Source organism: Actinomycetospora sp. TBRC 11914 (genome assembly GCF_012933465.1).
Lineage (GTDB): Bacteria > Actinomycetota > Actinomycetes > Mycobacteriales > Pseudonocardiaceae > Actinomycetospora.
In genome coordinates, this window is sequence record NZ_JABBND010000001.1 from 725,869 (window position 1) to 745,452 (window position 19,584).

At 74.9% G+C, this 19,584-nt stretch carries 19 protein-coding genes; 7 read left to right on the plus strand and 12 right to left on the minus strand.

Annotation, left to right across the window (positions count from 1 at the left end; genetic code table 11):
• Positions 1–2: 2 nt before the first annotated feature.
• Both hpnH and HH311_RS03485 read left to right on the plus strand, forming a co-directional pair.
• Positions 3–1,019 (plus strand): adenosyl-hopene transferase HpnH, encoded by a 1,017-nt coding sequence (gene hpnH / locus HH311_RS03480; protein ID WP_169182132.1) that lies wholly within the window; start codon positions 3–5, stop codon positions 1,017–1,019.
• 102 nt (positions 1,020–1,121) lie between these two features.
• On the plus strand, positions 1,122–1,781 hold the full coding sequence (locus tag HH311_RS03485; RefSeq protein WP_169182133.1) for a VC0807 family protein: 660 nt from the start codon (positions 1,122–1,124) through the stop codon (positions 1,779–1,781).
• A gap of 11 nt (positions 1,782–1,792) precedes the next feature.
• Here the strand turns inward: HH311_RS03485 and HH311_RS03490 are convergent, their stop codons facing one another.
• Positions 1,793–2,866 (minus strand): MGDG synthase family glycosyltransferase, encoded by a 1,074-nt coding sequence (locus HH311_RS03490; protein WP_312029922.1) that lies wholly within the window; start codon positions 2,864–2,866, stop codon positions 1,793–1,795.
• 158 nt (positions 2,867–3,024) lie between these two features.
• Here HH311_RS03490 and HH311_RS33070 point away from each other — a divergent pair, with 158 nt between their 5' ends.
• Genes HH311_RS33070 through HH311_RS03505 form a run of 3 tightly spaced genes read left to right on the plus strand, consistent with a single transcriptional unit; the run spans position 3,025 to position 7,171 of the window.
• Positions 3,025–5,421, plus strand: coding sequence for a WS/DGAT domain-containing protein (locus HH311_RS33070; RefSeq protein WP_169182134.1), 2,397 nt, complete (start codon positions 3,025–3,027; stop codon positions 5,419–5,421).
• A gap of 47 nt (positions 5,422–5,468) precedes the next feature.
• Positions 5,469–6,428 (plus strand): DMT family transporter, encoded by a 960-nt coding sequence (locus HH311_RS03500; protein WP_169182135.1) that lies wholly within the window; start codon positions 5,469–5,471, stop codon positions 6,426–6,428.
• Positions 6,425–7,171: an SDR family oxidoreductase gene (locus tag HH311_RS03505; protein WP_169182136.1), complete on the plus strand. Its 747-nt coding sequence runs from the start codon at positions 6,425–6,427 to the stop codon at positions 7,169–7,171. Before HH311_RS03500 ends, HH311_RS03505 begins: the two co-directional genes overlap by 4 nt.
• A 32-nt stretch (positions 7,172–7,203) precedes the next feature.
• On the opposite strand, the gene dapC is transcribed toward HH311_RS03505, so the two are convergent.
• From dapC to HH311_RS03520, 3 genes are all read right to left on the minus strand, one after another.
• Positions 7,204–8,304: a succinyldiaminopimelate transaminase gene (gene dapC, locus HH311_RS03510; RefSeq protein ID WP_169182137.1), complete on the minus strand. Its 1,101-nt coding sequence runs from the start codon at positions 8,302–8,304 to the stop codon at positions 7,204–7,206.
• Complete coding sequence (fdxA, locus tag HH311_RS03515) at positions 8,301–8,621, minus strand: ferredoxin (protein WP_116709287.1); 321 nt, start codon at positions 8,619–8,621, stop codon at positions 8,301–8,303. The genes dapC and fdxA overlap by 4 nt, the downstream gene beginning before the upstream one ends.
• Before the next feature lie 184 nt (positions 8,622–8,805).
• Entirely contained in the window at positions 8,806–9,678 is an 873-nt protein-coding gene (locus tag HH311_RS03520; RefSeq protein ID WP_169182138.1) for a hypothetical protein, read from the minus strand.
• Between the two features lie 101 nt (positions 9,679–9,779).
• Between HH311_RS03520 and HH311_RS03525 the strand changes: the two genes are divergently transcribed.
• Positions 9,780–10,415 carry a hypothetical protein gene (locus HH311_RS03525; protein WP_169182139.1) on the plus strand — a complete coding sequence of 212 codons (636 nt, stop codon included), beginning with the start codon at positions 9,780–9,782 and terminating at the stop codon, positions 10,413–10,415.
• A 67-nt stretch (positions 10,416–10,482) separates the two neighbouring features.
• Here HH311_RS03525 and HH311_RS03530 read toward each other — a convergent pair whose 3' ends face one another.
• Genes HH311_RS03530 through HH311_RS03540 form a run of 3 tightly spaced genes read right to left on the minus strand, consistent with a single transcriptional unit; the run spans position 10,483 to position 12,502 of the window.
• Positions 10,483–10,881: a hypothetical protein gene (locus HH311_RS03530; RefSeq protein ID WP_248291997.1), complete on the minus strand. Its 399-nt coding sequence runs from the start codon at positions 10,879–10,881 to the stop codon at positions 10,483–10,485.
• Positions 10,882–10,905: 24 nt separating this feature from the next.
• On the minus strand, positions 10,906–11,775 hold the full coding sequence (mshB, locus tag HH311_RS03535; protein WP_312029923.1) for an N-acetyl-1-D-myo-inositol-2-amino-2-deoxy-alpha-D-glucopyranoside deacetylase: 870 nt from the start codon (positions 11,773–11,775) through the stop codon (positions 10,906–10,908).
• A gap of 40 nt (positions 11,776–11,815) precedes the next feature.
• The gene (locus tag HH311_RS03540; RefSeq protein WP_169182140.1) at positions 11,816–12,502 is read right to left on the minus strand and encodes a maleylpyruvate isomerase family mycothiol-dependent enzyme; all 687 of its coding nucleotides are present in this window, start codon (positions 12,500–12,502) and stop codon (positions 11,816–11,818) included.
• A gap of 115 nt (positions 12,503–12,617) precedes the next feature.
• Here HH311_RS03540 and HH311_RS03545 point away from each other — a divergent pair, with 115 nt between their 5' ends.
• Entirely contained in the window at positions 12,618–13,475 is an 858-nt protein-coding gene (locus HH311_RS03545) for an aminoglycoside phosphotransferase family protein (protein ID WP_169182141.1), read from the plus strand.
• Positions 13,476–13,601: 126 nt separating this feature from the next.
• On the opposite strand, the gene HH311_RS03550 is transcribed toward HH311_RS03545, so the two are convergent.
• From HH311_RS03550 to HH311_RS03570, 5 genes are all read right to left on the minus strand, one after another.
• Positions 13,602–14,663 carry an ABC transporter ATP-binding protein gene (locus HH311_RS03550; RefSeq protein WP_169182142.1) on the minus strand — a complete coding sequence of 354 codons (1,062 nt, stop codon included), beginning with the start codon at positions 14,661–14,663 and terminating at the stop codon, positions 13,602–13,604.
• Positions 14,660–15,718, minus strand: a complete 1,059-nt coding sequence (locus tag HH311_RS03555; RefSeq protein ID WP_169182143.1) for an ABC transporter ATP-binding protein — start codon at positions 15,716–15,718, stop codon at positions 14,660–14,662. Before HH311_RS03555 ends, HH311_RS03550 begins: the two co-directional genes overlap by 4 nt.
• Before the next feature lie 8 nt (positions 15,719–15,726).
• Complete coding sequence (locus HH311_RS03560; protein ID WP_396027414.1) at positions 15,727–16,665, minus strand: ABC transporter permease; 939 nt, start codon at positions 16,663–16,665, stop codon at positions 15,727–15,729.
• Positions 16,658–17,656: an ABC transporter permease gene (locus tag HH311_RS03565; RefSeq protein WP_169182144.1), complete on the minus strand. Its 999-nt coding sequence runs from the start codon at positions 17,654–17,656 to the stop codon at positions 16,658–16,660. Before HH311_RS03565 ends, HH311_RS03560 begins: the two co-directional genes overlap by 8 nt.
• Positions 17,657–17,727: 71 nt before the next feature.
• On the minus strand, positions 17,728–19,506 hold the full coding sequence (locus tag HH311_RS03570) for an ABC transporter family substrate-binding protein (protein ID WP_211189490.1): 1,779 nt from the start codon (positions 19,504–19,506) through the stop codon (positions 17,728–17,730).
• Between the last annotated feature and the right edge of the window lie 78 nt (positions 19,507–19,584).

Consider the following 19,584-nt stretch of genomic DNA (forward strand, 5'->3'; position numbering starts at 1 on the left):
CGATGGGTTTCCCCCTGCGCCAGAGCATCAAGCTCGGCACCTACCTCATGGAGCAGCGGATCCGGGGGCGGAAGAAGTTCCCCATCCTGGTCGAGCTCGAGCCGCTGTTCGCCTGCAACCTCAAGTGCGCGGGCTGCGGCAAGATCGCCCAGCCGGCGTCGCTGCTCAAGCAGCGGATGCCGGTCGAGCAGGCGGTCGGCGCCATCGAGGAGGCCGGCGCGCCGATGGTCTCCATCGCCGGCGGTGAGCCGCTGATGCACCCGCAGATCGACGAGATCGTCCGGCAGCTGCTGGACCGCGGCAAGATCGTCTTCCTCTGCACGAACGCGCTGCTGCTGCCCAAGCACCTCCACAAGTTCTCGCCGCACAAGAACTTCGCGTGGATGGTGCACATCGACGGGCTGCGCGAGCGCCACGACGCGTCGGTGCGCAAGGTCGGCGGATTCGACGCCGCCGTCGACGCGATCAAGCAGGCCCAGGCGGCGGGATTCAAGGTCTACACGAACACCACGTTCTTCGACACCGACACCCCGCAGGACGTCATCGACGTCCTCGACTACCTCAACGACGACCTCGGCGTCGACAACATGCAGATCTCGCCGGCCTACGCCTACGAGCGGGCCCCCGACCAGGAGCACTGGCTGGGCGTCGACCAGACCCGCGAGCTCTTCCGCAAGGCCTTCGCCGACGGGCGCCGCAAGAAGTGGCGGCTCAACCACTCGCCGCTCTTCCTCGACTTCCTCGAGGGCAAGCAGGACTTCGACTGCACCGCCTGGGCGATCCCGTCGTACTCCCTGCTCGGGTGGCAGAAGCCCTGCTACCTGCTCGACGACGGGTACGTGGCGACGTACCGGGAGCTGATCGAGGAGACCGACTGGGACTCCTACGGCCGGGGCCGCAACTCCAAGTGCGAGAACTGCATGGCCCACTGCGGGTACGAGCCGTCCGCCGTCTTCGCCACCATGGGGTCACTGCGGGAGTCGATCCGGGCGGCCACGGATACGGTCGGTGTTCGATAACACGTGAATGCCCCGTGAAATCGGGGGGTCCGGGCACCCGCCGTCATCCTGGTCGCTACCGTCGACGACGACCGTTCCCCGGCGAAGAGGCGGCGCACCCGTATGGCGCACCACCACGGCACGACGATCCACCTCCCGCACTGGCGGGACATGGCCCGGCACGCCGTGGTGCCGCTGCTCGAGTCGATCCTGATCCCGCTCGGGCTCTTCGCGCTGCTGCTCCACACCGCGGGCTTCGACGCCGGCCTCTGGGCCGCCCTGGGCTGGTCGGCGCTCGCGGTGCTGGCGCGCCTGCTGTGGCGCCGCGCGCTGCCGGCGATCCTGCTGATCTCCACGGCGATCCTCGTGGTGCGCACGGTCGTCGGGCTCTGGACCGGCAGCGCGCTGGTGTACTTCCTCGAGCCCTCCGCGCAGAACTTCATCTTCGCGGCGGCGCTGCTGGTCACGCTGTTCGGCGGCGGGCGACCGCTGCTGGCCCGGCTCGCGGACGACTTCGTGGCGTTCCCGGAGGCGCTGACCTCGCGACCGAAGGTCCAGCAGTTCTTCCGGCGGGTGTCGCTGCTGTGGGCGCTGGTGTTCCTGATCAACGGCGCCACCACGCTGCTGGCGCTGGCGGTGGCCACCGTCGAGGCCTACCTGGTGGTGGCCACCGCGGGGTCGTTCGCGCTGGTGGGGGTCGGGATCGCCGTGTCGTTGTGGTGGTTCCGGTCGTCGCTGGCCGGGGAGGGTGTGCGGCTGCGCTGGGGCCCGGCGACGGCCTGAGCCCGCGCGCCTCAGCCGGCGGCGCCCGCGGTCCGGGCCGCCAGCCCGGCCAGGGCCGCGTCGAGGTCCCGCGCGGAGAACGCCCGGGCCGCCGCGGCGAGGGTCTCCCGGTGCTCCGGGGCGTCGCGCAGGTCGACGACGGCCGCGGTGACGTCGCCCGGGCGCGGGCAGACGACGGCGAGGCCCGCGCGGGCGAGCGCGGCGGCGCCGGCGCGGCCATGGCCGGGCACCGGGGTCGCGAAGAGCACCGGGCGTCCGACGGCGAGCGCCTCGTTGGCGATCATCCCGCCGCCGGTGGTCAGCACGACGTCGGCCGCGGCCATCTCCGCGGGCACCGCGTCGGTCCAGCCGAGGGCGCGCAGCCGCGGGTCGTGCCGGGCCTCGAGGCGGGCGCGAAGGGTGGCGTTGCGCCCGCACAGCACGACCGCCCGGACGCCGTCGCCCGCGGCGAGCACGGCGTCCACCGCGTCCTCGAGCCCGCCGAAGCCCAGCGAGCCGCCGGTGACGAGGACGGTGAGCCCGTCGTGCTCCGGGGCACCGGTCGGGGCGAAGCGGGGGTCGACGGCCGGCGGGACGACCCGCACGTCCGCGGCGCCCAGCCCGCGGGCCGCGTCGGCGGCCTCGTCGAGCATCACCCAGGTCTCGTCGACGTCGGGCCAGACCCAGAACGGGTGCACGGCCGGGTCGGTGACGACGGCGACGGTGCGGGCGGTGAGCTCGCCGCGGCGGCGCAGCAGGGCGAGCCCGCCCGAGGTCACCGGGTAGGTGCACACCACCAGGTCGGGGGCGTGGCGGCGCAGCACCGGGCGCAGCGCGCGGGCGGTGGCCGGCGCGCCGCGGCGCTGGAAGAGCGCGGCGAGCCGGGGCAGCCGGCCCAGCACGTCGTAGGCGAGGCCGTACAGCGCCGGTCCGGCGCGCATGACGACGCGGTAGGCGTCGGCGAGCAGCCGGGTACGGCGCGGCCCGCCCGCGACGGTCTCCACCTCGTCGACGACGGCGTCGGGCCAGGCGGCGCGCATCCGGGTCGCGAGCGCCCGCGCGCCGGCGACGTGGCCCTCGCCCACGGGGGCCGACAGCACCAGCACACGCGAGGGGGTCCGTGGTGACGGAGACGGCGCAGACCGGGTCGACGGGGACGCGACCCACGGCGACCAGCGCCGGTGCTCCGACGTCCGCTGCCTCCGGCTCACCGACGCACGCTAGCGCCACCCGGGGCGGGCGCGCCGCCGGAGCACCCCGCCGGGTGCTCGTGCTCTCCGGGTCGATCGGGGCCGGGCACCACGCCGCGGCGGCCGCCGTCGCCGAGGCGGTCGGGACGGCGTGGCCCGGGGCCGAGGTGGTGACGAGCGACGTCCTCGCCGGGATGGGCGCCGGCGCCCCGCGGACGTTCTCGGACATCTACGCCACCTGCGTGCGGGCGCTGCCGTGGCTCTATGGGCTCTACTACGGGCTGCTGGTGCACGTCGGGTTCTTCCGCGTGGGGACGCGGGCGGTGCTCGGCCGGTGGAGCGCCCGCTCGATCGCGCCGCTGCTCGCCGCCCACCGGCCCGACCTCGTCGTCGCCACCTTCCCCGAAGGAGTTGCGGGGCTCGGTCACCTGCGGCGGACCGGGCGGCTGCCGGCGCGGGCCGTCGTCGTGCTCTCCGACCCCGCCCCGCAGCCGCTGTGGTGCGACGCCGACCTCGACGCCGTGCTCGTCACCACCGAGGAGGCGGCCCGGCGGGTGCGGCGCTCGGCACCCGGGACGGCGGTGCGCGTCGTGCGGTGGCCGGTGCGGTCCGGGTTCCGCCCTCCGTCGGGATGTCAGGAAAGTGGCGTTGCAGACACTGGACGTCAGCAACGCCACTTTCCTGACACCGGGACCGGACGGCTCCGCGTCCTCGTCGCCGCCGGGTCGCTCGGGTTCGGCGACCTCCCCACGGTGGTGAACGCCGTGCTCGCCGCCGGCGCGGACGCCGTCGTCGCCACCACCGAGGACCACGTCCGCGCCCGGATCGACGCGCTCGCCGCCGCCCGCCCGGGCCGGGTCGAGGTGCACCGCTGGATCGACGACCCGGTCACCGCGACGCGCACCGCCGACGTCGTCGTCACCACCGGCGGTGGCGCCAGCGCGTTCGAGGCGCTGGCGTGCGCGCGCCCGCTGCTCGTCGTCGACCCCATCCCCGGCCACGGCCGCGACAACGCCCGCCTGCTCCACCGCGCCGGACTCGCCCGGCTCTGCCGCGGGCCGAGCGCCCTCACCGCGGCGCTGCGCCGCCTCGCCGAGCCGGGCGTCCACGCGGCGACGGTCGCGGCCCTGCGCGCCCGACCGGCCGGCGAGGACCTCGCCGACGCCCTCGCCGGGACCGGTCGCACCACGCGGATGCGCTCCGAGGACGCGCTCTTCTGGCACGCCTCCACCGAGCGGGTCCCCCAGGTGCTCGGCGCCCGGATCACCATCGCGACCCCGCCCGGCGACACCACCGACTGGCCCGCCCTCGTCGCCGACCGTGTCCGCACCCGGGCCGCCGACATCCCCCTGCTGGCCCGGCGCCTGGAGGACCGCGGCGCCCTGCGGTGGGTGCCCGCCGTCCCGGACCCGACCCGCCACGTCGACCCCGTCCTGCGCGAGGGCGACGAGGACACCGCGACCACGGCCCACGTCGTCGGCGCCGCCGTGGATCCCCGCGACGTCGGGTGGTTCCTCACCGTCGCCCGGCACGGCCCCGACCGGGTGTCCGTGCTCGCCGCGGTGCACCACAGCCTCGGGGACGGGCTCGCCGTCACCGACGCCCTGGTGCGCCTGTTCTCCGACGAGGCCGCGTCGGTGCCGGTGAGCGGGCGTGGCGGAGACGACGCGGCCCCGGACCGGGCCTCGCGGCGTGCCCTGGCCCGCCGTCGGGTGGCCGGGATCGCCACGCTCGCCCGCGCCGGGGGTGCCCGCCGCGGCGCCCTCGGCGACCGGGCCCGGGGCGGCGCCGCGAGCACCCGGATCGTGAGCCGGGTCCGCGACGCCGCCGAGGTCCGCGCCCTGGCGCGGGCCCTGGGGACCAGCACCACCGTCGTCGTCGTGGCCGCCGTCGCCGAGGCCCTCGCCACGCCGGGCGCCACGACGGTGCGCGCGATGGTGCCGCTCACCGTGCGGCTGCGCGCCGGCGCCGACCACGCGGACACCGGCAACCGCACGGCCGCCGTCGCCGTCGACCTGCCGGTCGCCCCCGGCCCGGTGCGACGGCGGGTGGAGGTGGTCGCGGAGGCCCTGGAGCGCGGCCGGGCCTCCGGGCAGGCGGAGGGCTCCGCAGCGGTGCTCGCGGTCCTGGGGCGCTTCCCGCGGTGGGCGCAGCGGGTGTTCGCGCGCCTGACCTACGGTGGCCGGTTCTTCCACCTCATCGTCTCGGTCATGCCGGGCGTGCGGCGCCCGATCCACATCGGCGGCGGCCTGGTGGCCGAGGTCGTGCCGGTGCTGCCGCTGGCCGAGGGCGTCGGGGTGGCGGTCGGGGCCATCGCGTGGGGCCGCACGCTCGGGCTCGGACTGGCCGTCGACGACGCCGTCCTGGGTGGGTCCGACCTCACCGAACGTGTGGACGCGGCGTGGGCGGCACTGATTCGTGAAGCAGGTGTTGCGTCCGAGGAGGAGAATGGTGACCACACGAAGCATTGACGTGGCCTCGTGAGGACTGCCCGGGGCCGGCACGGAGGCGTATCGCGGTGACCGAAGCCGTCTCGCTGCTGGTCGCCGTCCCCGCCGCGGTCGTCGGAGCCGCCGGGTTCGGGATGGCCAGCGCCGCGCAGCAGCGCGCCACGCACGAGGTACCGGTGTCGTCGACGCTGAGCCCGCGGCTCGTCGTCGACCTCCTCCGCCATCCGTGGTGGCTGCTCGGCCTGGTGATGACGGTGCTCGCGCTGTCGATGCAGCTCGTCGCGCTCGCCTTCGGGCCGCTGGCCGTCGTGCAGCCCCTCCTGGTCACCGGCGTCGTGTTCGCCGGCGTCTTCTCCGCCCTGCTGCACCACCGCACCCCGGACCGGTGGGTGCTCGTCGGCGGCCTGCTGACCGCGGCCGGTCTCGCGGCGTTCCTGCTGCAGGCCCGGCCGGTCGCCGGGCCGGGCTCGGAGCACCTCGACGTCACCGACTCCGTGCCGTTCCTCGTGACGATCGTGGTGCTGGTGGTCGCCTGCCTCGTCTTCGCCCGGCTCTCGACCCACCCCCTGCGCATCCTCGCGCTGGCCCTCGCCACCGGCATCCTGTTCGGGATCACCGCGGCGCTGATGAAGGCCGTGACCACCGCGGTGCGCGGCGGGCTGGGCGAGCTGTTCACCACGCCCGCGCTCTACGCCGCCTGCGTGGTCGGGCCCATGGGCTTCCTGCTCAGCCAGAACACCTTCCAGCAGGGCCGGCTGGTCTCGCCGTCGGTCGCGGTGATCACCACGGCCGACCCGATCGTCGGGGTCTTCGCCGGCATCGCGTGGCTCGGCGAGGACCTGGACACGACGGCGCCGCTGCTCGCCGGGCAGGCGCTGGCCGGCGTCGTCGTCCTGCTCGGGATCGCCTTCGTCACCCTGCGCAGCACGATCCTGCTGCGCCGGGGCGAGGCCCCCGAGGACGCCGCGATCTGGGAGAAGCACGACCCCGCCCCCGAGTCCTCGGCGTCCAGCAGCTGCCCCGGATGACGCACGGCCCTCAGCGGAGCCGGGTACCCGACGGCGCGCCCGCCCTGGTGACGGGGGCCTCGTCGGGGATCGGGGAGGCGATCGCGCGGCGGCTCGCCGGCCGGGCGTCGCCGCTGGTCGTGACCGGGCGCGACCCCGGCCGTCTCGACGCGGTGGCCGGCGCGACCGGCGCGCACGGCGTCGTCGCCGACCTCACGACGACGGCGGGCCGCGCGGCCGTCGTCGCCGCCTGCGGCGCGCACGGGGTGGGGCTGGTGGTGCACGCCGCCGGCGTCGGGGCGGCCGGGCCGTTCTCGGGCGTGGACCCCGACACCGTGGACGCGGTGCTCGCCGCCGACCTCGTCGCCCCCGTGCAGCTCACCCGCGCGCTGTGGCCCGACGTCGTGCGGGCCCGGGGCCACGTGGTGTTCGTGGCGTCGATCGCGGCGCTCGGGGTGGCCGGCGAGGCGACGTACTCGGCGGCCAAGGCCGGCCTGCGGACGTTCGCCGACGCGCTGCGCCTCGAGGAGCCGGACGTCGGGGTCACCACCGTGCTGCCCGGCGTCGTCGACACCCCGTTCCTGGCGCGGCGGGGCTACGACCGGTCGGTCCCCCGCCCGGTATCGGCCGACCGGGTCGCGGCGGCGACGCTGCGGGCGGTGGAGCGGGGCCGGGCCGAGGTGTTCGTGCCGCGCTGGCTGCAGGTGGCCTCGGTGGTGCAGGGCGCGGCGCCGGCGGTGTTCCGGTGGGCTTCGCCCTCGTGAGCACTAAAGGTCGGTATACCGACATTTAGTGCTCACAAGCGCGCAGCGCACCTCGCGATCCGCTCGTCCGACGCGGTCAGCGCGATCCGCACGTGCCGCGCCCCCGCCGGCCCGTAGAACTCGCCCGGCGCCACCAGGATCCCGCGCTCGGCGAGCCAGCCCACCGTCTCCCGGCACGGCCGGTCCGCCGTCGCCCACAGGTAGAGACCCGCCTCGGAGTGGTCCACCCGCAGGCCCGCCGCCTCGAGCGCCGGGCGCAGCAGGGCCCGGCGGGCGTCGTAGCGCTGCCGGGTCTCGGCGACGTGGGCGTCGTCGGACAGCGCCGCCGTCATCGCCTCCTGCACCGGCCGCGGCACGATCATCCCGGCGTGCTTGCGGACGGCGAGCAGCCCGGCGACCAGGGCCGGGTCGCCGGCGACGAACCCCGCCCGGTACCCGGCGAGCTGCGAGGTCTTCGACAGCGAGTGCACCGCGAGCAGCGCGTCGACCGACCCGCCGTGCACCCGGGGATCGAGCACCGACACCGGGTCGGCCCCGGGGGCGGGCAGCCCGAGGTAGCACTCGTCGGAGGCCACGACGGCGCCCAGCCCGCGCGCCTCCGCCACCCGCGCGGCCAGGGCCTCGACGCCGAGCACCCGGCCCGTCGGGTTCGACGGCGAGTTCAGCCAGACCAGCCGCACGCCCGCGGGCAGCGGCTCGTCGTCGGCCACGCGGACCGGCTTCGCCCCCGCCAGCAGCGCGCCCACCTCGTACGTCGGGTAGGCGAGGTCGGGGATGGCGACGACGTCACCCGCGCCCAGCCCGAGCAGCGTCGGGAGCCACGCCACCAGTTCCTTGGAGCCGATGGTGGGCAGCACCGCGTCCGCGACGACGCCCGCGGCGCCGTAGCGGCGCTCCAGGGCGTCGACGGCGGCCGCGCGCAGCCGGGGCGTGCCCCAGGTCTGCGGGTAGCCCGGCGAGTTCCAGGCCTCCCGCAGCGCCTCCGCGACGACCGCCGGCACGGGGTCGACGGGGGTGCCGACGGAGAGGTCGACGACGCCGTCGGGGTGCGACCGCGCCGTCGCCGTCTCCGCCGCCAGGCTGTCCCACGGGAAGTCGGGCAGCTCCGGGAACCGGACTCCGGAGCTCGTCACTCCCCCTGCGGCGGGAGGTCCGGCACCGGGCCGGCGTCGCGGTCGACCTTGCCGACCTTCGAGGCCCCGCCCGGCGAGCCGAGCTCGTCGAAGAAGTCCACGTTGGCCTGGGTGTAGACCGACCACTGGTCGGGGACGTCGTCCTCGTAGTAGATGGCCTCGACCGGGCACACCGGCTCACAGGCACCGCAGTCGACGCACTCGTCGGGGTGGATGTACATCATCCGACCGCCTTCGTAGATGCAGTCGACCGGGCACTCCTCGATGCACGCCTTGTCGAGCACGTCCACACACGGTTCGGCGATCACGTACGTCACGTCGGCTCCTGCTCCTCGCTCTCGTCACCGTCACGGCACCCGGAGAAGACCCGCCGGTGGTGGTCGGCGCGCCCTGCGGTCCCGCGACGTCGGTGAAACCGCCACGCAGTATTCCGTTCGGCGGCGCGTCGCGCCCGGGCGGGTCGACCCCGGGACGACGTGGGTGACGCCACACCCGTGGCGGTCAGCCGCCCGCGCGCCCCGACCCGCCCTGCGACGCCAGCGCGGCTGCCCGCCGGGCCGCCCGCTTCAACCCCGAGCGCTCACTCTTGTACGAGGCGAGCGCTCCGACGACGGGCACGTTGGCGAGGGTGCGCCACCACCACCGGCCCTGCGGGCGGCGGTCGAGCTCCTCGTGCAGCGCGAACAGCGACCGCCCCATCCGCCACACCGCCCGGGCCAGCGCCCGCAGCTTCCCGTCGTGGGGTTCGGGGGTCCCGGTCGAGAGCTCGCCGGTCAGGTCGCGCGCGTCGCGCTCGACGCCCTCGGCGTGCGGGTCGCCGTACTCGCCCGGGCGCAGGTCGCGCCCGAAGAGCACCGTGCCCAGCAGCCGGACCTGGTCGTCGCGCGTGGTCACCCCGTGCTCGCCCGCGATCGCGCAGACGACGAGGCCCTGCGCGGCCAGCCCGAGGATGTCCGAGACCGGCAGCCGCCGGGCCAGCGCACCCCCGATCCCGGGGATCGACGCGATCGCGGAGGTGAACCGGCCCACCCGGCCGACCCACCAGTCGTCGCGCTCCTCCGGCGACATCACCGACCAGCGCGGCGTGCCGGGCAGCCGGGAGGTCGCGAGCCGGTCGAGGGCCCGGTGGCGGAACGTGCGGACCCCGCGCCGCACCTTCTGGACCCGCGTCCGGGCCGGGGGCTCCGGCGCCGGGTCCGACGGGGCGTTCTCGAGCTGGATCGCCCGCCGTCGGGCGAGGCGCCCCAGCCGGAACGGATCCGCGTCGCGCAGCCCGCCCAGCACCGGGCCGGTCGCCGCGACGAACGGGCGCAGCACGCTGATCATGTACTGGTCGGAGACGTGGGCCATGCCCGCCTCGTTCCCGGTCCGCATTCCTCCTGAACCGTCGCGAACCGGCCGATCCGTCGGGTCCGCCCGGCGCGCCTGGTCCTGCGCCATGACGCGTGTCACAGTGCAGGCCGGGGGTGGGCGGGATGACGGGTGGCCCGTGGGCGAACGCGGTGCGCGCGGAGGTCGGAGGGCAGCTGGTCGCGCTCGGCGCGCACTACGGGGCCTGCCGGACCGGCCGCGACGGCACCCGCTCGGTGTCCTGGTGGTTCCCGCCCGGCGGCCGGCGCCGGGAACGGCGCCTGGTCTTCCGCGCGCTGGGCGGCCGGCTCGACGCGTGGGAGGTCGAGTACGCCGAGCTCGCCGCGGCCGACCACGGCCGGGACTCCCTGGTGCACGCCTCCCGGGCGGTCCGCACCGACCGCGACGGCCTCGGCCCGGCGGTGTCCCAGCTGCTGGGCACGGGGCTGCCCGCCCGCGGCCGGGCACGGCGGGTTCCCGACGACGCCGGCCGCGATCCGGTCCCGACGACGCCCGACGGTCCCCTCCCGGGCCCCCACGCGGCCCGGGCCGCCGCCGCGGCACGGCGCCCGCCACCCCCGCCGCGGGGCGTCCGGGTCGCCGACGGGCTGCTCGGGGTCGTCGTCGCGGTCGCGCTGCTGCTGGCCTGCCGGGTCGACATCGACCTGGCGCCCTCGATCGCGTCGTTCGCGGTGCCGCTGCTCGGCGTCTCGGCGACGTGGACGGTGATCGGGCTGGTCGGCGCCGAACGTCGCCGGTGATCAGGGCTCGGTGAGGGGCACGGCAGACTTGCGGGCCGGCCTCCGCCGCTGCCCCACGTCCTCCTGATCACGCACCGGGCCCCGCCGCCGTGTCCGCGGGCGCCCGCGGCACCCGCGCGGGGCGCGCGGCCGCCCACGCGCTCGGCAGCAGCCCGGCGCCCACCAGCGCGATGCCGCGCCAGTCCGTCGGGAACATCCCGGGGCCCGCCGGGCTCCACAGCCCCGGCACCACCACGACGAGCAGCCACACCACCAGCGGGACGAACGCCACGCGGGTCCCGGGCCGCACCCGGTCGGCGGCCACGACCAGCAGCGGCGTCGTCACCGCCGCGACCAGTACCGACACCGGCACCGGCACCGTCCCGACCCGCAGCGACAGCCACGCGACCTCGGTCCACGCGAGCAGGGCCGCGTCGAGCGCCAGGACGGCGACCGCGACGCCCTGCCACGCGGTCCTCGCCCTCATGCCACCGCCCTCATGCCCCCACCCTCACGCCGACAGCGCCTCCAGCGCCTCGTCCGCCCCGCTCGGGCCCCGCAGCAGCACGAAGCCCTCGGACGCGAGGACGGGCTGGGCGAGCTCGTTGGACAGGGCGTAGGCGGGCGGCTCGCTGCCGTCGTCGAACACCTGGATCTGCGTCGCGTGCGCCCGCAGCGCGGCGAGCTTGCGCACCCGGGCGGGCCCGAGCGCGAGGCGGACGGTGATGGTCTCGTCGGGCACCGTCGGGAGGTCCTCCACCGTCGGGACCGGCAGCGGCAGCCACGGCCGACGACGCAGCGATTCGAGCCCGGCGGCGACCTCGCCGCGGGCGGCCGCGGTCGCCCACAGCGCGATCCGCTCGCCCAGCGGGTCCAGCTTCTCGACGGCGCCGCCGGCGATCTCGTGGGCGCGCACGTGGTCGGGGTGGCCGTAGCCGCCGGCGGCGTCGTAGCTGACGACGACGTCGGGGTCCACCTCGGTCAGGACGTCCGCGAGCTGCGCGACCTGGAGGTCGACCTCGGCGCGGTCGGCGAACGCGCCGCTGGAGAGGTGCGCGGGGGCGGCGGCGAGGATGCCCCGGCCCGCGGACACCATCCCGGAGTCGACCCAGCGGCCGCGGCCGCCGAGGAACCGGTGGTCGGTGACGCCGAGGGCGGCGCAGGCCGCCGCGAGCTCGCCCGCGCGGTGCTCGGCCAGCTCCGGGCGCCCCTCGAGGTGCTTGAGGTCGGGCGGGATGACCTCGCCCAGCTCGCCGAGGCTGCACGTCACCAGCGTGACCCCGACCCCCGCGTCCACCGCCCGTGCCATGAGCCCACCGGAGGTGATCGTCTCGTCGTCCGGGTGGGCATGGACCAGGACGATCCGGCGGGGAGCGGGCACCCGCGCACCCTAGCCGCGGGGAGATCGGGCGGCCGGGCGCCTACTCGTGACGTTCGTCGTGCGGGAGGGAGCCGAGGGTGGCGAAGGCGTCGAGCACCGGCTCGACGTCACCGGAGCGGGTCCACGACCGGAGCTGGTCGGCCGACCGCCGCGCCAGCAGCGCCCGGGCGAGCTCGAAGTCCGGGGCCGCGAGGACGACGTCGGCCTCCTCCGGGTCCCCGCCGTCGGAGGCCCACGACCAGGAGTCCCCGACGAGGCCGAGCGTGGTGCCCTCGGGCAGCCGCGCGCCGACCCGCGGCGCGAACCGGTCCCGGATCAGCGCGACCCCGACGCTGTCCTGGCCCCCGGACACACCGAGGGCGCCGCGGAGGTCCTGCTCGTGGATGACCACGTCGCCGAGCGGGCGGGTGCCGTGCTCGGCCATCCACGCCCGCAGCGGCTCGGCGGTCTCGCGCCACTCGGCCACGAGGTCGGCGACCGAGCGGTCCCGGCGCTCCTCGACGTGCTTGGCGGTCCACTCCGCGTTGTGGTCGTCGGGCTCGTCGCCGGCGACGACGTCGGTGCCCAGCCCGACCATGTGGGAGAACAGGTCCCGCACCGTCCAGTCCGGGCAGGCGGGAACGGTCGTCTCCACCTGCTCGTCGGTCGCGCCCTGCACCAGGGCGATCACCCGCGCCTGGGCCCGGCTCCACTCGGCGATCTCGTCCTCGGCGGTGATCTCGTCCACGCCTGCCCCTGTACCCGTTCCGGGGTCCGGTACCTCGTCCCGCCCACCGTGGACGACGCGACCAGGAGCCGGAAACCGCGTCGCCGCCACGGGCCCGTCACGTCACCCTGGCCCGGTGTTCGAGATCCCCGACGAGGCCCGGCGCCGGCTCACCGTCCGCTTCGGCGACGGCGTCGCGGCGTGGCTCGACGAGGTCCCGGCGCGCGTCGAGGGCCTGGCCCGGCGGTGGGGCCTGCGGTGCGACGGCGTCGTGCTCTCCGGCAACTCGGCGCTGGTGCTCCCCGCCGACCGCGGCGTGCTCAAGCTGCACCCCGTCCCCGCGATCGCCGCCGCCGAGGCCGCCGCGCTCACGCACTGGGCGCCCGTGGCCCACGTCGTCGACCTGCTCGACCACGAGGACGACGGCGGGCTCCTGCTGGCACGCGTGCGTCCGGGCACCGTGCTGACCGGCAGCGGGGCGCTCGACGTCCTGCCCGCCGTCGTCGACCTCTGGTCCGCCGCTCCGGACCCGCCCGCGGTGCCACCACTGCGCGAGCGCGTCGCCGACTGGCTCCGCCGGGTGCGCGAGCAGGTCGCCGCCGAGCCCCGCCTGCGCGCCCGGGTGCCGCTCGAGGCCCTCGACCGCGGGGAGGCCGACGCCCTCGGGCTCGCGGGACGTCGCGGTCACCACGGCCTCGTCCACGGCGACCTGCACCCGGCCAACCTGCTCGCCGGTGCCGCCGGCCCCGTCGTGATCGACCCGCGCCCGCACGTCGGGGACCGGACGTTCGACCTCGTCGACCTCGTGCTCGTCGACCCGTCCGGCGTGGACGCCACCGTCGCGGCGCTCGCGCGGGCACTTCCCGGCCTCGACCCCGACCTCCTCCACGCCTGGTGCCGCGCCCTCGCCCCGGCGAACGCGGTCGCCGCGCTGCGGGGCGCGCCCGACGCCGGGCGCACGCGCCGGCTGGTCGCCCTCGCCGTCGGGACCTGAGGCCGGTCGGAGCAGCCCCGGCGACCGTCCGCGCACCGGCCGTCCGGGACGAACGACCCGTTCGTGGCTTCTACGCGCACGAACGACCCGTTCGTCACGAGAAGGCCGACCGACGGCGGAGCGGAACTACGCCGCCGAGTCCGCGTCGCCCTCCGGGAAGTGGCAGGCGAACGTGTGACGCCCCACCGGGTCGGACGGCCGCAGCACCGGGACCTCGTCCGCACACCGCTGCTGCGCCTTGGGGCAGCGGGTGCGGAACCGGCAGCCCGACGGCGGGTCCGCCGGGCTGGGGATCTCGCCGGAGAGCACCACGCGGGACCTGCGGCGACGCCGTTCCGCCGCCGGGTCGGGCAGCGGCACCGCCGAGAGCAGTGCCCGGGTGTAGGGGTGGCGCGGGTTGTCGTAGACCGAGGCCGCGTCACCCACCTCGACGACCTTCCCGAGGTACATCACCGCGACCCGGTCGGAGATGTGGCGCACCACCGACAGGTCGTGGGCGATGAACAGGTAGGAGAGGCCCAGCCGCTCCTGGAGGTCCTCGAGCAGGTTGACCACGCCGGCCTGCACCGAGACGTCCAGCGCGGACACCGGCTCGTCGAGCACGATCACCCGCGGCTCGGCCGCGAGGGCCCGGGCGATCCCGATGCGCTGCCGCTGCCCGCCGGAGAACTCGTGGGAGTACCGGCTGCGGTGCTCGGGCTTGAGCCCGACGAGCCCGAGCAGCTCGTCCACGCGGGCCCGCAGCGACGCCTCGTCGGAGTACACCCGGTGGATGCGCAGCGGCTCGGCGATGAGCTCGGACACCGGCAGACGCGGGTCGAGGGAGCCGAACGGGTCCTGGAAGACCATCGCCAGCTCGCGGCGCAGCGGCCGCATCTCCTTCGGCGACAGCCCGACGAGCTCGCGGCCGTCGTAGCGCACCGAGCCCGAGTCGGGCCGGACCAGCTGGAGGACCGAGCGGCCGGTCGTCGACTTGCCGCAGCCCGACTCCCCGACGAGCCCGAGGGTCTCCCCCTCGTCGACGTCGAGCGACACCTCGGTGACGGCCTGGACCCGCCCGACGGTCCGGCGAATCACGCCCTGGCTGCGGACCGGGAACGTCGTGGTCAGGTCCCGGACCTGCAGCAGGGCGCCGTCGTGCGCGCCGTCGGTCACGGGCGCCGGGGTCCCGGTGGGGGCGGAGCTCATGCGGACACCTCGATGTCGTTCCCCGTCGCTCCGCCGCGGGCGAACAGGTCGGTGGTGGAGCCGTCGGCGAGCACCGGCCAGCGGCGGCAGCGGGTCTGGTGCGCCGGTCCCGCCTCCCCGCCGGCGACGGTCTCCAGCGGCGGTTCGGCCTCGCGGCAGGCGTCCTCGACGAGCGGGCAGCGCGGCGCGAAGGAGCACCCGGCCGGCAGGGCCACCAGCGACGGCGGGGCGCCCGGGATCGGCTGCAGGCGCCCGCCGAGCTGGTCGACGGCGGGCAGCGAGGACAGCAGGCCGACGGTGTAGGGCATCCGGGGCCGGTCGAAGACCTCCTCGGTCGGGCCGGTCTCGACGATCGTGCCGCCGTACATGACCTGGACCCGGTCGGCCGTGCCGGCGACGACGCCGAGGTCGTGGCTGACCAGCACCATCGACGCGCCCGACTCCACCCGCACCTGGTCGAGGACCTCGAGCACCTGGGCCTGGACGGTGACGTCGAGGGCGGTGGTCGGTTCGTCGGCGATGATCAGGCGGGGCTTGTTGACCATCGCCATGGCGATCATGGCGCGCTGACGCATGCCGCCGGAGAACTCGTGCGGGTACTGCTTGGCCCGGGTCTCGGGCTGCGGGATGTCGACGAGGGCGAGCGCGGCGACGGCGTCGGCCCACGCCTCGTCCTTCGACACCTTCCCGTGCGCCCGCCGGGCCTCGGCGATCTGCCGGCCCACGGTGTGCACCGGGTTCAGTGAGCTCATCGGGTCCTGGAAGATCACCGCGACGTCGGCGCCGCGCAGGCTCCGCAGGGTGTCCTGGTCCGCGCCGACCAGCTCGGTCCCGTCGAAGCGGACCGAGCCGGTGACCCGGGCGGAGGTCGGCAGGAGCCGGGGCACGGCCATCAGCGAGACCGACTTGCCCGACCCGGACTCGCCGACGACGCCGAGCACCTCGCCGGCCGCCACGGCGAACGAGACGTCGCGGACGGCGTGGACGTCGCCCTCCTCGGACGGGAAGGTGACCGAGAGGCCCTCGACCTCGAGCAGCGGTGCGGCTTCGCTCATGGGCCACGTCACCTCCGCGTCTGGCGCGGGTCGAACGCGTCGCGCAGCCCGTCGCCGATGAAGTTGATGGTCAGGGAGATCAGCACGATCGCGACGAACGGGGCCCAGAACAGCCACGGCCGCGTCGCGAGCTGGGTGTAGTTCTGGTTGAGCACCAGGCCCAGCGAGGTGTCGGGGATCTGCACGCCGAGCCCGATGAACGACAGCGCGGCCTCGGTCAGCACCGCCAGGGCGAGCGTGAGCGTCGCGTTGACGACGATCGTGCCGACCATGTTCGGGACGAGGTGCTTGGTGACGATCCGGCCGGTCGTCGCGCCGCTCGCCCGCGCCGCCTCGACGAACTCGCGCTGGGACAGCGAGAGCGACTCGGCGCGGGTGACGCGGGCGATCGGCATCCAGAGGAAGAACCCGAGGACCAGGCCGACGAGCCACCACGAGCCGCCGAAGCCGGCGATGAGGATGGCGGCGACCGCCTGCAGCGGCACGACGAGGAACAGGTCGGTGACCCGGGAGACCGCGGTGTCCGTGCCCCGGCGCAGGTACCCGGCGACGGTGCCGAGGAGCACGCCGAGGACCGTCGCGATGGCGGCGGCGAGCAGACCGATCTGCAGCGAGTACTGCGACCCCCTCATCACCAGCGAGAACACGTCGGCGCCGACCTGGTCGGTACCGAAGATGTGGGCGGGGCTGGGGTCCTCGTACGACCCGGCCGAGAGGTTCGTCAGCGAGTAGCCGAGGAAGTACGGCGCGATGTAGACGAACAGCACGAACACCACGAAGATCGTCAGGCTCGTCATCGCGGCCTTGTGCCGCAGGAAGCGCCGTCGGACCAGCTGCCCCTGGGTCAGGTAGACGCTCTCGGGCTCGCCGCCGTCAGGTCGCGCCGACGGCGGGACCTTCCCCGGGTGCGTCGTCGTCCGCGGGTCCGTGTCGGTGATCTCAGCCAAGGCGGATCCTCGGGTCGAGGTAGCTGTACGCGATGTCGGCGAGCAGGTTGAACAGCACCACGATGACCGCGGTGACCATCAGCCACCCCATGAGCATGTTCGGGTCGTACTGCTGGATCGAGCGCACGAGCAGCGAGCCCATCCCGTTCCAGCCGAACACCTGCTCGGTGACGATCGCGCCGCCGAACACCGCCGCGAAGTTGTAGGCGAAGTAGGTCGTGACGGGGAGCAGCGCGTTGCGCAGCGCGTGCCGGAGCACCACCTGCCGCTCGGACAGGCCCTTCGCGCGGGCGGTGCGCACGTAGTCCGAGCGCATCGTCTCGAGCATGGAGGCCCGCTGGAACCGGCTGTACGCGGCGAAGCTGATCGCCGCCAGCGCGATCGTCGGGAGGAGGTACGCCCCGGTGAACTTGAACAGCACCTCGCCCGGCGAGCCGGTGAACCCGCCGTCGGGAGGACCCGCCGTCGTGAGCCAGCGCCCCACGCCGAGGTCGATCAGCAGCAGGTTCAGCTGGATGCCGTAGACCTTGAGGATGATGCCGATGCAGAACACCGGCATCGCGAACAGCACGAACGCGAGCGTCGTCGCGACGTAGTCGGTGATCGAGTACTGGCGCAGCGCGGCGACCGCCCCGACCGCACAGCCGACGAGCAGGGCCAGGAGCTCGGCGATGACGACCAGCCGGATGGTCACCCACAGCGCGTGGGCGACCGCCGGGAAGACCTCGGCCCGCGCGGCGCCGAGCGCGACGCTGGTGCCCCAGTTGCCGGTGAGGACGCCGGTGAGCCAGTGCCACCAGCGCACCACCACGGGCTGGTCGAGCCCGAGGGAGTGGGCGGTGGCCTCGATGGTCGCCGGGCTGATCCCGGGCCGCGCCTTCAGGGCCGCCAGCGGGTCACCCGAGCTCGCCACCGCCACGTACAGCAGGAACGTGGCGACGAAGAGCACGCCGATCGAGATCAGGACGCGCCGCACGATGTACGCGGCCACGTGTCACCTCCTGCTCGTGCGCCCGCCGGACCGAGGTCGCCGGCCCGGCGGGCACCGGGAGTCGGGGCGGGTCAGCCGCCCTGGACGACCCACTCGTTCGCGTTGTAGAGCGGACCGAAGTTCGGCTGGTAGTAGACGTTGTCGATCCGGTCGGTGTACCCGACCATGTTCGGCTGCACGAACAACGGGATCGACGGCAGGTCCGCCGCGATCGCGCGGTCGACGTCCTGCCAGGTCTGCCGGAAGCCGTTCGGGTCGAGGTTCGACACCGCCTGGTCCATCATCTGGTCGACCTTCGGGTCCGAGTAGCCCTGCCAGTTCTGCCCGCCGCCGGTCTTGTAGATCGACTGGTGGGAGGAGATGAACGGGTCGTTGATCCAGCCGAACAGGGCCACGTCGTAGTCGCCCTGGCTGACCCGCTGGTCGAGGAAGTTCGGGTCGTTGTCGTCGACGACCTGCATCCCCGCCTGCTGGCACTCGGCCTGGATCAGCTGCACCGTCTGGACCCGGCGCGGCACGTTGGTGTGGCTGATCCGGAACTGCAGCCGCTGGCCGTTCTTGGTGTAGATGCCGTCCGGTCCCTTGACCCAGCCGTCCTGGGTGAGGGTCTGGTTGGACTGCGCGGCGTTGCCGGTCGCGATCTGCGAGTAGGTGTCCTGGTAGCCCTGCTGATTGGGCAGGTAGATCAGGCTCTGCAGCGGCGCGGCGTCGGGCTGGACGCCGCGCACCAGCTTGTCGACGATCTCCTGGCGGTTCACGCACTGCGCGAACGCCTGGCGCACCGCCTTGTCGGCGAAGAGCGGGTTCTTGAAGTTCATGTCCAGGTGCTCGTAGGTGGACCCCGTCGTCGCCTGGAACTTCACGCCCTGGGCGGCGAGCCCGCGCAGCAGGTTCGCCGCGTTGACGTCGACCTGCGGCGCGGCGACCTGGACCTCGTTGTTCTGCAGTGCCTGGGCCTCGGCCGTCGCGTCGGCGATGTTGCGGTAGGTGATGCTCTCCGGCCCGCCCGGGTTCCCCTTCCAGGCCGGGTTGCGGGTCAGCTTCACCGACTGGTCCTGCACCCAGCTGTCGAGCTGGTAGGGGCCCGACGACAGGTCGACCGACTTGTCGAAGCCGTTCCAGCCCTTGTTCCAGAAGTTGGTGATCGCCGCGATCTGCGCGGGCGGCGACTGCGGGGTGATCTGGCGGATGTCCGGGACGCCGGTCTTGGCCTCGAGGACGTGCGCCGGCAGCAGGTCGAGGTTGCCCTGCCCGAACAGGCCCATGTAGTCGGCGTAGGGCTTGGCGAACGTCGCCTGGAAGGTCTGGTCGTTGAGGCACTGGGCCTGACCGATCTGGTCGTAGCCGTTGGTGCCGGCCGGCGTGAAGCCCGGGATCTTGCCGCTGCCCACCAGGTAGGCGAGGTAGAAGTCCTTGCAGTTCCAGGGCTGCCCGTCGGACCAGGTCACGCCCGGCTTGATGCGCCACTGCACGGTCTGCGGGTTCGTCGAGGTCTGGACGATCCCGTCCATCACGTCGCCGTTGACCAGCACCTGACCGTTCGCGTCGACCCAGGTGGCGGTGGAGAGCACCTGGGTGAGGACGTAGGTGTTGTAGAGCGAGTTCGCGTCCGCGGCATCGTTGTTGTACGCGGTGTACGCCGTGTCCGCGGTGAAGGTCACGCCGGGCCCGGCCTGCACCTGGGGCGCGTGGTAGACGCCGTTCTGGCTGCCCTTGGCCGTCGGGGCCGAGGTGGAGCCGAAGTTGTCGCCGCCACCGCCCCCACCGCACGCGGCCACGAGGGCGAGGAGTGCCGCGGCCGCCGCGGCGAGCATCCAGCGCGAGCGACCGCGCCCGGTGATCCTGGTCACCACACCTCCAGAGGACGTTTGCGGCGACGAGATCGTCTCCTCGCCGCGAGGAACCTAAGTGGTCCAGACCTGTACCGC

Coding starts and splice junctions, on each gene's coding strand:
- hpnH (WP_169182132.1), top strand. CDS start 3: ATGGGTTTCCCCCTGCGCCAGAGCATCAAGCTCGGCACCTACCTCATG.
- HH311_RS03485 (WP_169182133.1), top strand. CDS start 1,122: ATGGCGCACCACCACGGCACGACGATCCACCTCCCGCACTGGCGGGAC.
- HH311_RS03505 (WP_169182136.1), top strand. CDS start 6,425: ATGACGCACGGCCCTCAGCGGAGCCGGGTACCCGACGGCGCGCCCGCC.
- HH311_RS03520 (WP_169182138.1), bottom strand. CDS start 9,678: ATGCGGACCGGGAACGAGGCGGGCATGGCCCACGTCTCCGACCAGTAC.
- HH311_RS03525 (WP_169182139.1), top strand. CDS start 9,780: ATGACGGGTGGCCCGTGGGCGAACGCGGTGCGCGCGGAGGTCGGAGGG.
- HH311_RS03530 (WP_248291997.1), bottom strand. CDS start 10,881: ATGAGGGCGAGGACCGCGTGGCAGGGCGTCGCGGTCGCCGTCCTGGCG.
- HH311_RS03550 (WP_169182142.1), bottom strand. CDS start 14,663: ATGAGCTCCGCCCCCACCGGGACCCCGGCGCCCGTGACCGACGGCGCG.
- HH311_RS03555 (WP_169182143.1), bottom strand. CDS start 15,718: ATGAGCGAAGCCGCACCGCTGCTCGAGGTCGAGGGCCTCTCGGTCACC.